The organism is Terracoccus sp. 273MFTsu3.1 (genome assembly GCF_000383675.1).
GTDB lineage: Bacteria > Actinomycetota > Actinomycetes > Actinomycetales > Dermatophilaceae > Terrabacter.
In genome coordinates, this window is sequence record NZ_KB911837.1 from 1 (window position 1) to 1,445 (window position 1,445).

Consider the following 1,445-nt stretch of genomic DNA (forward strand, 5'->3'; position numbering starts at 1 on the left):
TGCTCCTTAGAAAGGAGGTGATCCAGCCGCACCTTCCGGTACGGCTACCTTGTTACGACTTAGTCCCAATCGCCAGTCCCACCTTCGACGGCTCCCTCTGTAAACAGTTGGGCCACCGGCTTCGGGTGTTACCGACTTTCGTGACTTGACGGGCGGTGTGTACAAGGCCCGGGAACGTATTCACCGCAGCGTTGCTGATCTGCGATTACTAGCGACTCCGACTTCATGGGGTCGAGTTGCAGACCCCAATCCGAACTGAGACCGGTTTTTTGGGATTCGCTCCACCTCGCGGTATCGCAGCCCTTTGTACCGGCCATTGTAGCATGCGTGAAGCCCAAGACATAAGGGGCATGATGATTTGACGTCATCCCCACCTTCCTCCGAGTTGACCCCGGCAGTCTCCTATGAGTCCCCACCATGACGTGCTGGCAACATAGAACGAGGGTTGCGCTCGTTGCGGGACTTAACCCAACATCTCACGACACGAGCTGACGACAACCATGCACCACCTGTACACCAGTCCGAAGACGCACCCATCTCTGAGTGATTCCGGTGTATGTCAAGCCTTGGTAAGGTTCTTCGCGTTGCATCGAATTAATCCGCATGCTCCGCCGCTTGTGCGGGCCCCCGTCAATTCCTTTGAGTTTTAGCCTTGCGGCCGTACTCCCCAGGCGGGGAACTTAATGCGTTAGCTGCGGCACGGATCTCGTGGAATGAGACCCACACCTAGTTCCCAACGTTTACGGCATGGACTACCAGGGTATCTAATCCTGTTCGCTCCCCATGCTTTCGCTTCTCAGTGTCAGTAATGGCCCAGAGACCTGCCTTCGCCATCGGTGTTCCTCCTGATATCTGCGCATTCCACCGCTACACCAGGAATTCCAGTCTCCCCTACCACACTCTAGTCTGCCCGTACCCACTGCAAGTCCGAGGTTGAGCCTCGGATTTTCACAGCAGACGCGACAAACCACCTACAAGCTCTTTACGCCCAATAATTCCGGACAACGCTCGCACCCTACGTATTACCGCGGCTGCTGGCACGTAGTTAGCCGGTGCTTCTTCTGCAGGTACCGTCACTTGCGCTTCTTCCCTGCTGAAAGAGGTTTACAACCCGAAGGCCGTCATCCCTCACGCGGCGTCGCTGCATCAGGCTTTCGCCCATTGTGCAATATTCCCCACTGCTGCCTCCCGTAGGAGTCTGGGCCGTGTCTCAGTCCCAGTGTGGCCGGTCGCCCTCTCAGGCCGGCTACCCGTCGTCGCCTTGGTGAGCCACTACCTCACCAACAAGCTGATAGGCCGCGAGTCCATCCCAGACCGAAAAACTTTCCACACCATGGCCATGCGACCTGGTGTCATATCCGGTATTAGCTCCGGTTTCCCGGGGTTATCCCAGAGTCTGGGGCAGGTTACTCACGTGTTACTCACCCGTTCGCCACTGATCAGAC

The 1,445-nt window shown here is 56.9% G+C and carries 1 rRNA gene; it reads right to left on the minus strand.

Features of this window, described 5'->3' with window-relative positions:
• Positions 1–10: 10 nt before the first annotated feature.
• Positions 11–1,445, minus strand: a 16S ribosomal RNA gene (locus H283_RS0123420); the annotation flags it as partial.